Here is a 12,723-nt window from a genome sequence, read left to right on the forward strand (position 1 = left end):
CAGTATATAGAAAGCAATTTAATATATAAGATACATAGAATATACATTTAAAGATACATAGAATATACAGTATTTACAATTCGCAAAACGAGTTTGCTCATTGAGTGTAAAATTTTCTGTTGTGTTAATTGTTGTGTTGTTGCTCTGTTTCATTTTACCTATCATATAAGTTTCAATTTAATTTTTACATAATTTTTAAATGTAATTTTTCATCAAGAGTCACGTTAATGTTCTATTGGGAGATGGGACGCAGGTGACGCATCCAGATTAATAAACGGAGAAGTTTCCTTGTTAATGGGGAACTAAAAGGAGAGTTATTTAATGGAAAAGTTAATCAAAAATAAACTAATAATAGAATGGGAGATTGTATTGTATGACAAATTTCAGAGAATCGGACGTTATCAAATGGAATAAAGAACAATTTGAAATGAGAGAAAATTTACCTGGTATGTATATTTCCATGTTGGAAGCTGTGAACGGAAGTCATAATCATTTGGAGTTACAGTTAATGCCTAAGTGGAAATTAGAGGATTGGAAAATGGATGGCAAGTTAAGAAAAGTTCATCATCAATATTTTGTTGTGATGGATAAAAAGTTGAATGACTTATTAATTTTTCTTAAAGGAAAATACTGTGACATTTCCATTCACACGTTTGCAGCCAAATACAATAATAATAAAATGGGTGCCAAGTCATGTAATAAAGTGTTTGACAGAGAAGAAATTGAAACCATGTTAATGAATTACCTACTAACTTTTCCAAGTGGAATGGTAAAGGTTAAAAGCGACATTAGTGTATCTGTTCCACCAATTGAAAGTTTCAAGGGTGAAAACGATGAACATTCCAATAATAAATTAATCAAATACATAATCAACAACTTTGAGAAACAAGTTATCCTTCCAGTTATGCACCAAGAAAAGAAAGTAAAACGGATCATGATTAAGGGAAAAACATATTTTGTAAAATTAGATGACCTGGAGTTTATTTCCTTCGAGGATATGGATGCACCACAGAAGGATAGTAATCGTGATGATGAAATAATTACATTTTTCGATTTAACAAGAAAAGAGTCCGAACTATCCACATACGGCAAGCAAAAAGTGAGTGAGTTTATTTTTAATAAGTATAAAGAGGTTTTGACCAAGGATCAATTAGAAAAATTTCAAGTGATTCTTGAGGCAGCTAATAATAAAAAAGTTAACATTGATGATTTGTTTCATTCGGTTACTGGTAAGGTAAATGTTGAAGCACTAGGGAAAATTTTATATGCCAATAAAGAAAATAATTTCATTCAGCCGCAAGTGAGAAATATGTTGAAGTCCATGAAAAAGAGAATGGAAAAGGAAATCGAAAAACAAGGTTTCAATCAGGTGGAAGTAAGGAGTGATTATGCCCCGTTTCCTCATTTACCAGCTAATGAGAATAAGATGTATCGAGATTATAAGATTCATAGTAAATACATTATTCGTGATTTTGAACTTGAAGGTAACGACATATACAAGAATGTAAAATGGTTCAAGGATGAGCAATTCATTGAGTCGGCTGAAGTGGATAAGATACATAATGAAGAAATGACAGTTAAGGAGTTTGTCATTAAACATAACTTAGATAAGAATATCGCTAAGTCGATGGACGGGGTTTTAACAACGTATAAACCTTCGAGGGACGGTGAACAAATCATTGACAATGAAGAACGTCAAAGGTTACTAAATGCTCACTGTAAGGCAATATGGGACTCTTTGTTAACAGGTTATATTAAGTTTGAAAGTAAAGATGGATGGATGATTCCACTAAACACAAAAAGCTATTTCCAATTACCGAATACGAATATTACATACTGAAATTTAGACCATTGGTCAATTACGGTAAGGATAACTTGGAAATGGAAATTATCAAAAAGAGAATGATTTTAGATTGTTTTAATCCCGGCAGTCATCATGAAATAACAGAAAAATCATACATAGCAGAAGAAGGTTTAAATTATAAATACATAGATTCAAAGAATATTGAAAATATACTAAATATTAAGTAAAAATTATTATTAAATTGTAATAACTATTAAGGGAAGGGGTAATACCTCTTCTCCTTCTCCCTGAAGAATTCAAACACCTAGCAATGGGTGTTACTTTTTTTGTAAGGGATTGGTATTTTATGAATGAACTATTTAAAGATGAAATTGATAAATTAAAAGCTTATATGGCTGTATTAGACCTAAACCAGACTGAACTAGGGGAGAAGTTAGGTGTTAGTCAAAGTCTGATCAGTTTGATTTTAAAGAGGCAGCATAAGCCTACTTTTGAACTAAATCAAAAGATAAATAATTTAATAAATGGTTACTAAGGGAGTCGTTAATTGCGGCTTCCTTTTTTGTATTTAAAGAGAAATTATCCAAGGGGGAAGTAAAAATGAGTAGAAGAAAGTTAGAACCGAATGAAATAGTTGTAGATGGCCAGTTGATTTATATTCATCTAGTTGGTAAGAACGGTAAAGGACATGTGGCGATTACTGACTTGAGGAGCTTTCTCAGGTTCAATTTAGGTAGACTAACATGGTGCTTGGATAATCACGGTTACGCTTGTGCATAGGACAGTGAATCAAAGAAGACTGTTTGGATGCATAGGATAGTATCTGAGAATACAAGTAAGCTACATAGTGATCATGTTAATCGAAATCGTTTAGATAATCGAAGTGAGAATCTGAGAATTTGTAACGCAAAGAATAATAACTACAATGCAGAAGTTAGAAAAGATAATAAGTTTGGATTCAAGAACACCACATTATATCAAGGTTTATATAGGTGTATGATCCGAATTAACACGACAAAACAGTATTTTGGTTCATATCCGAAGCCTGAGATGAGTGCGATGGCTTATAATGTCGCAATGGATTTTATTGCGCCAGGTTTTGCTGTTTTGAATGATATACCAGAAGGTAGATTGACCAGTGAAGAGATTGAACTTGTTGAGAAGACGGTTAATCGGAGATTAGAAAAGATATATGGTGTACAAACAGAGAAAACAGGATCAAAAGTTGAATTGATTGAGGGTTCAGGATTCTCGTTTGTTAAAAATAAGTTGATTGATAAAATTGTCTAATTGGTTAAATGTTAGATTGATAAAAAACATCCTACCGTCAGGGTTAACTCTTGGAAAGTTTGACCCTGACTGATTGGTACATAAACTATCTTACTGGGTAAGACCGAAAATGCTCACTAACATACTCTAGGCGACCTAAACGAAACCTTTTATACGCTCTAACATGAACTGGCTTGTCAAAACTGGAACTACAGTTGAACAAAAATTATATTTGTTTAACAATGACAGCACAAAATACTATCAAAATTTAAACATTGATCCGATTGATGTTACTGGTGGTGATGAATCTGTTTGGTGCTATTTGGCACCTGATAACGCAGGAGTAGCAGGGGCATACGGAGCAGCAAGTGCATCTTTAACGATGGCTAATATTGGTTCAGTAGGTTCGGGAGATACTACAGGAAAAGCATTTTGGTTAAAGATTGTTTCTCCAAGTGGTCAAACGGTACAAAATAAAACAGACATTAAATTAAATGTAAACTTTCGTGAATTTGCAGTGTAGTCATATACTCATTTCAGAGGTAAGGGGGTGATGTTATGGCAAATATTGTTCAAGTAGTTAGAGGACAAACTTCCAATTCTACAGTCACATTGACTGTTCCAAATGCTACAGCAGGAAATACTTTGGTTGCAATTGTTGCTGTTAATAATGGAACCACTTCCTATTCTACTTCTATTTCTGATAGTGCAGGGCATTCCTACACGAATCATATTGAAACGAAGAATAGCACGTTAGCACGTTGAACCATCTATTCCACAGTCATTGCTAACAGTGGCAGTATAAATGTCACCGCAAGTTATAGCAATGCTTCAAGATCAATTGATTTAGTCTTAATTGAATTGTCAGGTGTATCTGGATACGATTTAAGTTTGGGTGGAACTAGTGTAACTACTACTCCAAGTATCACAACAACCTCAGACGGAATTCTGATTGGGGTATTTTCCAATAGTGATACTGTTACTGCTCATACCTATACTGCAGGTACAGGATATACTCAAATAGATGGAGGTTCGTCTTACACTTCTACTACTGGTTTATTTAATTTTGTGGAATATAAGAACGCTTCTTCATCAGGGAGTTATACTGCAACTGCAAATATAACAGGTTCAACGAGTTTTTCCAGACCTGTTAGTACCATTATTGCTTTCAAAAATATGCTAGGAACAGATGGTTCAACTTCATATGATTTAAAACAAACCCTTTATTCCGATTCTTCAACCAATGTTGACAGTAAACAAGTATTATATTCTGATTCTTCATCAAATATGGATACAAAACAGGCTATATATGGTGATTCACTTATTAGTGCAGATTCAAAACAGATGATTTATTCTGATTCACTTATTAGTACGGATACAAAACAGATTATCTATTCAGACTCGTCTGTTGGTGCAGATACAAAACAGACCATTTTCAGTGACTCCTCTTTATCTTTTGATACATTTCAACAAATTTATGAAAGTGGTTCCCTTCTTCCTGATGTATATATTCAATTGTATGAAGATTCTGCTACTTCAAATGATTTGAAAGTGACTGTATTTGCTGATTCATCAACCTTCTTTGATACTGAACAATCTGTATATGCATTATCTAACTCCTCATTTGATACAAAACAAAGCTTATACACTGATTCATTAAGTCCATTTGATACTAGGATAAATCTATATATAGATGCTAATTCGTTATTTGATACAGAACAATCAATATATCAAGATTCATCTAGTTCATTTGATACCTTGCAAGAATTTTTCAGTGAGGGAGTAGTTGGTTCAATTCCATTTGATGTGAAGTTTATATTATATGGTGATGAATCAAAAGCATTTGACAGTAAACAGTTGTTGTATAGTGATGATGAATTTCAAACCGATTTAAAACAAGCTATCTATCAAGATAGTCAATTTCAAACTGACACAACACTCGTAATCTATGCTGATACTGTAACAGGATTTGATACAAACATAAGGACATATTCTGATAATTTCATCTTGTTTGATACAGAGCAAGTTTTATTTGATCATGAGTTTATAGATTCTATAAGGTTCAAAGGTAATCAAGAATTAAATGTCCACTTAGTTGCTAAACAGTCTCTAAACTTAAATTTAGATGGTAAACAAGAATTAAATATCTATTTGGTTGGTAAGCAATCTCTAAACTTAAATTTAGAAAGTAAAGAATCCTTAAACGTTATTATAAAGGGTGTGATTCAATGACAGCGATAAATCAAAATTTCTCCATGTTCGCAGGTGATAGTAAAAATTTAATTGTCACTGTAACAAAAGACGATGGTTCATTTGTAGATTTAAACGGAACAACTGTTAAATGGGGATTAAGAAAAAAAGAAAATTCAACAATTAATGAAGTTTCAAAAACAACGGATGATGGAATAACCTTATTAGGTGATGAAATTACCATTAAATTAGACCCTACTGATACATTAAATTTGTTGGGTATATACTTTCAAGAATGTGAATTAACTGACCAATTGGGGAATGTATCAACTATATTTACAGGGGGAGTAAAAATCAATAGAAGTGTAGTTTAGACTGAGCATTTCAGTATAGAGAGTCCTTTATGGCTCTCTTTTTTTAACTGGAAATAAATTGAAAAACACTACCCAACTTTTGAGAGAGAGGTAGTCTTTTTTTGTGGTTATCACCAATTCTACTAATTTAACAGAGGAGGTGGAATTATGAAACATGGGAAAGAGGCGTTATTAATGCATTTTGATATTACAACAATAGTTGGGAATGTATGGTATGTAGCTTTAGGGTTCATTCTTTTTGATGTAGTTACTGGTTTATTAGCGGCAGCAATTGAAAGAAAACTCAATAGTTCAATCAACTATGTTGGAATGATTAGAAAAGTAGGTGAGTTTGTAGCACTTGCTTTCTTAGTTTTCATTGATGCTTATGTAGGTGCAAATGGATTGATTATCAAATTGGGAGTCGGAATGATTGTGGCTTATGAAGCTATGAGTATTATTGAAAACTTCAGTCGTATTGGAATTGACATGAAATTTCTAACTAAATATTTCGATAAGGACAAAATAGGGACAAAAAGGAAAAAAGGGGCTGACAAGTAATGATTTATGATAAACGTAATTTAAGTAATATTGAAAAATTAGCAGATCATACAAAAATTGCTGCTTTAAAATGGCATGATTATTTAGTTGAAAATAAGATTGATATCTTAATCTATGAGACTATTCGTACTAAGGCTCAGCAAGAGGAAAACGTCCGTAAAGGTGCTTCACAAACTATGAGATCATATCATCTTGTAGGTCAGGCATTGGATTTTGTTCCTGTTGTCAAAGGTCAACCTGATTGGGATGGTTATGGTAAGCCTGAAGTCAAGAAGGCTATTGCTGAAGCTAAACGTTTGGGTTTTGAATGGGGTGGGAACTGGAAGTCGTTCGTTGATAAACCACATTTACAATTCAACTATAAGGGATATGGTACAGATACATTCGGAAAATGGACTGAACCAAAATCTAAACCAGCACCAAAAAAAGAACCTGCAAAACAAAAAGTAAACGTCATAACTGGATGGTACTATGAAGGATCGCAAGGATTAGCCGAGTTGGAGAAGTTCTTGAAAGCTAAAGGGTGGCATTATACAAAAGAAAAAGCGTAAAAATATTAGCCCTTCTCACTCGAGAGGGGCTGTATTTATTTTTTATTTTCAGAGCTCATTTTTGGAAAGATGACCACCAAATTTTTTGCGAACTAAATGGACCACAAAAAGCAACAAAGGAAATACTACAGCAATGAGAGGTAAGAGAATCCTAATAGCCAATTCTCCTTCTTTGATATGCTCGGATAAATTACTGGCGATAATAATAGAACTTAAAAGGATCAAAAATCCGATAGGCAATACCAATTTTTTTTTATTTTTCACTTTAAATAAGTCAGATACCATAATTACTATAGCTATACAATAGATAGATATCTTGAAAAAGACGCAAATAATCAAAGCTAATACAGCAATTATATCAAGCCTCTGAATGAAATTTCCTATTTCAACTTTTTGAATAGTCAATAACAAAGGAAAAGGAGTCTGACCGTAACGAGTTTCCCCAAGTACAGAAATCTCAAGGGCATGAGTAAAAGCTAAAACGATTGTGCTTAAAGTTAGTGCAGAAATTCCTGTCTTTCTTCCAGATTTAAGATTATTTAAATTCGGGAAAATCGTTGCAAAGCAAATCATCTCACCGAATGGAAACATGAATATATTTGGATAGGCATTTTTTATAACGGGTTTCCATCCTTCTTCTAGAAGTGGTAATAGATTTTCCACTTTAATTATTCCGGATAATATTATAAAAAGAGAAAAGAAAAAGCCAAAAAAAATTATAACAAAAAAGTAAAGCTCAGCAGTTCTTGCTAAAACCTCAATACCTTTATTCAATGCATAAATTACCACAATGATTAATAAGGAAGCGATTACTAATAACGGAGTCTCACTATAGACACTCGAGATTAATAAGCTGCTTGTTTCCCTTAAGTCTCTGGAACATAAATAAATGAAAAAAATAATATATATAAAAGAGACAAACCCACCAATATATTTCCCAAGAATCTTCTGGGCATATCCGCTTAACACAAGATCTGGATACTCCAAAGAAAGATAATGATAAAGAAGATAAAGAAGCATTCCCCCTAAAGAAGCAAGAATTATCGATAGCCATACTGTCTTTTGTGATACCAATCCGGCTGGAACTACAATTGCGGTACCCATTTCAAACAAAAAGATGAACGTAAATAATTGACCATTACTTATTTTTTCTATTTCCATCCAAAAATCAGTCCTTCTTCACTTGATTCAAACCTGCTACGGGCAATTTGGTATCTTCATTAGGTTCCTTCCATATAGTGGAATATATACAATCAAAAAAACTAAATAAGTCTGATGAAAATATTATTGTGGAAAAATAATAATTTTTGATTATCCGGAAACATTAGATTTAATACCCGTTTTCACGCCACAACAACGAAGCCCCTTACTCGGTTGAGTAGGGGGCTTTTTTTCGCTCATATAGATCATCCACTTTAACCTCTAATAATTCCGCTAATTGAAAAGCCTTTTCAAGTGATGGAATACTCTTTCCAGTACTCCAATTAGACAAAGTGTTAGCGGATACTCTTAGTTCCTTCATAATAAATTCCCGTTTATATTTTGATTTTTTAATAATATCCCCAATTTTGCTTACAAGCATTAAAAACACCTCAAGGTATAATTCGATAATTTTCACTCAAATCCCTTTAATAAAAAATACTTACATAAAAATACAAGTAATTTTGTGATAGATAGGAATATTGGACAATCCATCTCCCATACTTTTTATTAAACCAAATCAATTTCCACCTTAGAATACTTCCAAGGAATATTCCAGATTCAATAATATCAATAGTTTATCCCCTATTTTTAACTTCCAGATGGATGCAACTACTTACTTACGTAAGTACAATGAGGTGGCGTTGAAAGAAGGAGGAATTAAGTATGATATTTGAAGTAGCTTCAACAATTTTAATGTCAGCAATTTCTTTGAAGGCTTATCAATCAAAAAGTGGAGCAGGGAACGATTCAAAAAAAATTAACAAGATTTTTTCTCTGAGCGGACTGAATGTGAAGGATGGCAACCAAACTTTAACTGCTCAACAACTTAAAAAGAAAAATTATGAATGGGGAACAGAATACCGTTACCGAATCCCATTAGGTAGAAGTTTTGAAGATTACTTGTCTAAACAAAAAACTATTGAAGCAGGTATTAATGCACGTAAAGTTAAGATTCAATTTAAAGACCTCAAATCATTGAAATTAGACCGAAATATCATTGTTAATATAAAAGGTCTAAGAACAAAGAAACTCACTTCAAACAAAGAAATAGAGATGTCATATGACGGATTATTAAAGATAAGAGTTTACAATGAACCTTTATCAAAAAAAATTCACTGGACTAAAGAATTCATCAATGAAAATACTTGGTCAGTCTTAATTGGATTTAATCGTACAGAATCTATTTATCACGACTTTGATAAAAGAAAACATCTGATTATTGCAGGGGCAACCGGTTTTGGTAAATCAGTCATTATGAAATGTATCATTACTTCTCTAATGCTTTCTAAACCGAATGATGTTTCTTTTTCTCTTATTGATTTAAAAGGTGGATCAGCTTTCGCAAGGTTCAAGAATGCAAAACAAGTAGTTAATTTTGGAGTGGATAATAACGAGGCACTTGAAATCCTTCAAGATGTACAGCAAAAAATGAAGGATAGCTATCAAAAAATAGTGGATGATGGTTTTGAAGATGTGTCAGAAGCCGGAATAAGCAAACGACACTTTATAGTTATAGATGAAGCTGCGGACTTAGCAGACGATAAAGATTGTATGGAGATATTAACAGATATTGTACGAAAAGGAAGAGGGGCAGGTTACTATGTCATCTATGCAACCCAATATCCTTCTGCACAAGCAATTAGTATCCAAATAAAAAGAAATGTTCCTGCTCGTTTATGCTTTGTTTTAGATAGTGCTACAGCATCCATGACAGTATTAGACAAGGGCGGTGCGGAAAACTTACCAGAAATTCAAGGAAGAGCCATTTACAAAAATGTAAGTCAAACTATCCTTCAAACTCCTTTAATTGATAATAAGGACATAAGTAACCTAATACAACCTTTCATAATTGACAAGGGAGGTCAGGTTCATGAAACCCCTAAGCAAAAGACAGGAACAAATACTTTTAAGCTTGAGAAAACTAGATTATCTTGACAGAGATCAATTAAATAAAATCCATCGACTAGGTACAATCCGCAATACTAATCGTATCCTCAAACAATTATCCCTCTATTTATCTAGTTATCGAGAAGACTATTCCACTATTTATTATTTAAATAAAGAAGGCAGAGAATATGTTACTTCTGAAAAAATCCGTAAGAAAACAAACTATGTCCAACATGTACTAATGCGAAATCAATTCTATATCTATTTGGGATTTCCAAATGAATGGAAAAACGAAATGAAGTTATCAGATGATGAATTTACAGTTATTTGTGATGCGTGGTTCAAATTTAATGGAAAATATCACATTTTAGAAGTTGATTACCAACAAACCATGAAAGAAAATAGGAATAAAATCGAAAAGTACAAAGGTTTGTACAAGAATAAAAGCATGGAAAATAAACTAGGACATATACCACCTTTGTTATGGGTAACAACGACAGAATTAAGAAAGAAGAAATTAGTGGAATTATTAAAAGGGTTGCCTTATGCGGTTTACACGATTAACGACATCAAATAAGGAGTGGTTAATATGAGGAAAGCAAAGACAATCAAATTTGGTGAATTTATGAATGGTGAATATAAGGTAAAGCAAAAGGAGAAAAAACAAAGATTTATCCGTAAAACTACTAAACTAGCAACAGCAGCAATTCTTCCATTAGTAACTTGTGGTTCTGTTGGAACATTAGGATTTGCATTGACAGCATTAGCGGCTACAACGTCAACCAATGCGGTTACTGTGACTGCTCCTATGGCTGTAACGGTTGGTGCAAAGGAATGGATGTCTCAGGCTACTCTCAGTACATTAGCACACGTCCTCGATCCTGTTGTCGATATATTAGTAGCACTTAGTTTCCCGATTGCAAGCGTAATAATTGTAGGTTCATGTTTTCAATTTATGTTCGATAGAGCCGATAAAGGTTGGCAGATGATTCAAAACGCCGGATTAGGTTACGTTTTAATTCAGGTATCCCCTCTTATTTTGGACGTATTAAAGCAAGTAGGTAACGCTGTCTAAAATGAGGGTTTATATAAAATTACATCTTAGGAGGCTACAAAAATGGGAATTATGATCAAAATTGACGGTCGGAAGTACTCACAATGCAATCAATGTGGAGTTTATCATAAAATGTCAAAAGGGAAAAAGAACAAAAAACAAATTGTGTGTACAAAGAAATAATCTAAGGAGAAGTAATTCTCCTTTTTTTATTTCGAAACCTTATTAAACTAACTTTATTTACCAGCGAGAAGAAGGTTAAGCTTTCTATCATGAATAGGTGGTAACGACTAAATTCCAAATACCTAGTACTAAATTACCGCAAAAGTGGTAAAATATATATAATTAACAAGCGGATTTACACAAGGGGGAAGTATTGAGTGGGGAAAAGGAATGATTTTATTAGCACTATTATGATAGTCTTCTTAATGTTTGTATTAAGTGGCTGTGGAAGTGAAGTGAAGTGAGTTCATACGATTGTACTTTTTCTTATGTTTGAATCTAAAGTCATAGTAATCTGAAAAATATTAGAATATCATTCCACAAAAATGGGTATTCTGTTACAATTAATTTAGTCAATGTACAAAATTAAGGGGAAAAAGACATGGAAGGAAGAAAATATAAACATCAATGAAAATATTAAAATGACTTGACGGTTAAATGTTAGACAAATATATAATTCGAGAGGAAGATTGAATATGGAAAAGATATTAGGATTTGTAAAACTTAGATGGAGATATATTTTAGTAGCATTAATTGCTTTGGTCATTGGAGGCACGTTTGGTCCATCACAAGAACAGGTAGATGCATTGAATGAAGATAAGGTTACTATAAGCAACAAACTATCGGATACAAATAAACAAGTCAAAGCACTTGAAGGTGAAAACAAAGAGTTGGCCGCTAAAGTAAAAGAAGCTGAACCATTCTTCAAGTTACAAGAAGCAGAACGCAAAGAAAAAGAAGCTGAACTAAAGAAAAAGGAAGAAGCTGCTAAGGCTAAGAAAGAAGCGGAAGAAAAAGCTGCTAAGGCTAAGAAAGAAGCGGAAGAAAAAGCTGCTAAGGCTAAAGCAGAAGCTGAGGCGAAAAAGAAAGCGGAAGCGGAAGCAAAGGCTCAAGCCGAAGCACAGAGATTGGCGGAAGAGAAAGAAAAGAGAGGTTATGCAACAGGAATTACGTATGACCAACTAGCAAGAACTCCTGATAAATATATCGGTGAAAAAGTTAAATTCCACGGGAAGGTTATTCAAGTTATGGAAGGTGACGGTGTAACTCAAATAAGATTAGCTGTTAAGGATAATTACGACACCATCCTTTTTGCAGAATTTGATTCCTCTGTTGTTGATTCCAGAATTTTAGAAGATGATGTGATTACTATCATGGGATTATCAACTGGTTTAATTACTTACGATTCTACAATGGGCGGGAAAATATCCATTCCTGGTGTTTCTATTGAAAAAATAGAACAGTAATATGTAGAACAATAATATGAAGATGTTTAGATATCTGGATTAAGGAAAGATGAATTTGGACTGCTGTTAAACTTTGATAACGGAAAGTATGCAGGATTAATGGAGTTTATGCCTATACAGAACCCCTTAAAGAGTTTTACAAACAATACAAGGACTTTGTGATTGAAGAAAATGATAAGTTTGTTTACCTTGATCCCAGATTAAAACTTAAAATTAAATATAGGAACCTAACAAAAAAGGGACTTCTTAGAATCCCAAGTTTTGTAGAGTGGATAAGTTAAAGAGTGGCTTAAACGGTCACTCTTTTTTATTTTTAAAATTGTTTAACGATTTTCTTCTTCAACTAACGTGGCAGGTGTGCGGTGTTTGTCAAGATAGTTGT

General features: G+C 33.1%; 16 protein-coding genes and 1 pseudogene. 15 read left to right on the forward strand and 2 right to left on the reverse strand.

Going from position 1 to position 12,723, the window contains the following annotated elements:
- Positions 1-373: 373 nt before the first annotated feature.
- From J7E63_RS21135 to J7E63_RS21185, 11 genes and pseudogenes are all read left to right on the forward strand, one after another.
- A complete protein-coding gene (locus J7E63_RS21135; protein WP_215015903.1) occupies positions 374-1,840 on the forward strand; it encodes a hypothetical protein in 1,467 nt (488 codons plus the stop codon).
- A gap of 41 nt (positions 1,841-1,881) precedes the next feature.
- Positions 1,882-2,031, forward strand: coding sequence for a hypothetical protein (locus J7E63_RS21140; RefSeq protein ID WP_215015904.1), 150 nt, complete (start codon positions 1,882-1,884; stop codon positions 2,029-2,031).
- Between the two features lie 119 nt (positions 2,032-2,150).
- Positions 2,151-2,339 (forward strand): helix-turn-helix transcriptional regulator, encoded by a 189-nt coding sequence (locus J7E63_RS21145; protein WP_215015905.1) that lies wholly within the window; start codon positions 2,151-2,153, stop codon positions 2,337-2,339.
- A 65-nt stretch (positions 2,340-2,404) separates the two neighbouring features.
- Positions 2,405-2,584 carry a hypothetical protein gene (locus tag J7E63_RS21150; RefSeq protein ID WP_215015911.1) on the forward strand — a complete coding sequence of 60 codons (180 nt, stop codon included), beginning with the start codon at positions 2,405-2,407 and terminating at the stop codon, positions 2,582-2,584.
- Between the two features lie 27 nt (positions 2,585-2,611).
- Positions 2,612-3,094, forward strand: coding sequence for a hypothetical protein (locus J7E63_RS21155; protein ID WP_215015913.1), 483 nt, complete (start codon positions 2,612-2,614; stop codon positions 3,092-3,094).
- Positions 3,095-3,257: 163 nt separating this feature from the next.
- Complete coding sequence (locus J7E63_RS21160) at positions 3,258-3,596, forward strand: hypothetical protein (protein WP_215015915.1); 339 nt, start codon at positions 3,258-3,260, stop codon at positions 3,594-3,596.
- 35 nt (positions 3,597-3,631) lie between these two features.
- On the forward strand, positions 3,632-3,838 hold the full coding sequence (locus tag J7E63_RS21165; RefSeq protein WP_215015917.1) for a hypothetical protein: 207 nt from the start codon (positions 3,632-3,634) through the stop codon (positions 3,836-3,838).
- Positions 3,839-3,964: 126 nt separating this feature from the next.
- Positions 3,965-5,305 carry a hypothetical protein gene (locus J7E63_RS21170; RefSeq protein WP_215015919.1) on the forward strand — a complete coding sequence of 447 codons (1,341 nt, stop codon included), beginning with the start codon at positions 3,965-3,967 and terminating at the stop codon, positions 5,303-5,305.
- Positions 5,302-5,637 carry a hypothetical protein gene (locus J7E63_RS21175; protein ID WP_215015922.1) on the forward strand — a complete coding sequence of 112 codons (336 nt, stop codon included), beginning with the start codon at positions 5,302-5,304 and terminating at the stop codon, positions 5,635-5,637. The genes J7E63_RS21170 and J7E63_RS21175 overlap by 4 nt, the downstream gene beginning before the upstream one ends.
- Positions 5,638-5,784: 147 nt before the next feature.
- The gene (locus tag J7E63_RS21180; RefSeq protein ID WP_251033653.1) at positions 5,785-6,177 is read left to right on the forward strand and encodes a phage holin family protein; all 393 of its coding nucleotides are present in this window, start codon (positions 5,785-5,787) and stop codon (positions 6,175-6,177) included.
- Positions 6,177-6,569 (forward strand): annotated as a pseudogene (locus J7E63_RS21185) (M15 family metallopeptidase); the annotation flags it as partial. The gene J7E63_RS21180 and the pseudogene J7E63_RS21185, both read left to right, overlap by 1 nt.
- A gap of 207 nt (positions 6,570-6,776) precedes the next feature.
- Here J7E63_RS21185 and J7E63_RS21190 read toward each other — a convergent pair.
- On the reverse strand, positions 6,777-7,889 hold the full coding sequence (locus J7E63_RS21190; protein WP_215015925.1) for a GerAB/ArcD/ProY family transporter: 1,113 nt from the start codon (positions 7,887-7,889) through the stop codon (positions 6,777-6,779).
- 205 nt (positions 7,890-8,094) lie between these two features.
- Complete coding sequence (locus tag J7E63_RS21195; RefSeq protein WP_308161984.1) at positions 8,095-8,346, reverse strand: helix-turn-helix transcriptional regulator; 252 nt, start codon at positions 8,344-8,346, stop codon at positions 8,095-8,097.
- 248 nt (positions 8,347-8,594) lie between these two features.
- Between J7E63_RS21195 and J7E63_RS21200 the strand changes: the two genes are divergently transcribed.
- The 4 genes from J7E63_RS21200 (at position 8,595) to J7E63_RS21215 (ending at position 12,341) form a co-directional block, all read left to right on the forward strand.
- Entirely contained in the window at positions 8,595-9,866 is a 1,272-nt protein-coding gene (locus tag J7E63_RS21200) for an FtsK/SpoIIIE domain-containing protein (protein ID WP_215015927.1), read from the forward strand.
- Positions 9,802-10,395 carry a replication-relaxation family protein gene (locus tag J7E63_RS21205; protein WP_215015930.1) on the forward strand — a complete coding sequence of 198 codons (594 nt, stop codon included), beginning with the start codon at positions 9,802-9,804 and terminating at the stop codon, positions 10,393-10,395. The genes J7E63_RS21200 and J7E63_RS21205 overlap by 65 nt, the downstream gene beginning before the upstream one ends.
- Positions 10,396-10,407: 12 nt before the next feature.
- Positions 10,408-10,893, forward strand: a complete 486-nt coding sequence (locus J7E63_RS21210; RefSeq protein WP_215015933.1) for a hypothetical protein — start codon at positions 10,408-10,410, stop codon at positions 10,891-10,893.
- 677 nt (positions 10,894-11,570) lie between these two features.
- Positions 11,571-12,341, forward strand: coding sequence for a toxin regulator (locus J7E63_RS21215; RefSeq protein ID WP_215015935.1), 771 nt, complete (start codon positions 11,571-11,573; stop codon positions 12,339-12,341).
- Positions 12,342-12,723 lie beyond the last annotated feature (382 nt).

Source organism: Bacillus sp. ISL-75 (assembly GCF_018613095.1).